Raw genomic sequence first — 345 nt, 5'->3', positions numbered from 1 at the left:
ATATGACGTTGTACGCGCACTGGACGTTGAACAGCTACACGGTGACGTTCGACCCGAACGGAGGCAGCTTCTCGGGAAGCGAGGTCACCGTCGAACACGGCCAGACGATAGCCGATCCGACGGAGCCAACACGAGTGGGGTATGCGTTTGAGGGCTGGTTCGTCGATCCGGCGGATGAGACGGGTGAATGGGACTTCGAAGGGGACACCGTCAACGGCGATATGACGTTGTACGCGCACTGGACGTTGAACAGCTACACGGTGACGTTCGACCCGAACGGAGGCAGCTTCTCGGGAAGCGAGGTCACCGTCGAACATGGCCAGACGATAGCCGATCCGACGGAGC

Annotated in this window: 1 protein-coding gene; it reads left to right on the top strand. The window is 60.3% G+C overall.

Annotation, left to right across the window (positions count from 1 at the left end; translation table 11 throughout):
* Nucleotides 1-345, top strand: a 345-nt coding sequence (locus E6C55_RS33375; protein ID WP_168736020.1) for an InlB B-repeat-containing protein, incomplete at both ends; no start/stop codon positions are given.

It is taken from the genome of Cohnella fermenti, from assembly GCF_004801405.1.
Classification (GTDB): domain Bacteria; phylum Bacillota; class Bacilli; order Paenibacillales; family Paenibacillaceae; genus Cohnella; species Cohnella fermenti.
This window is presented reverse-complemented; position numbering and strand designations above follow the sequence as displayed.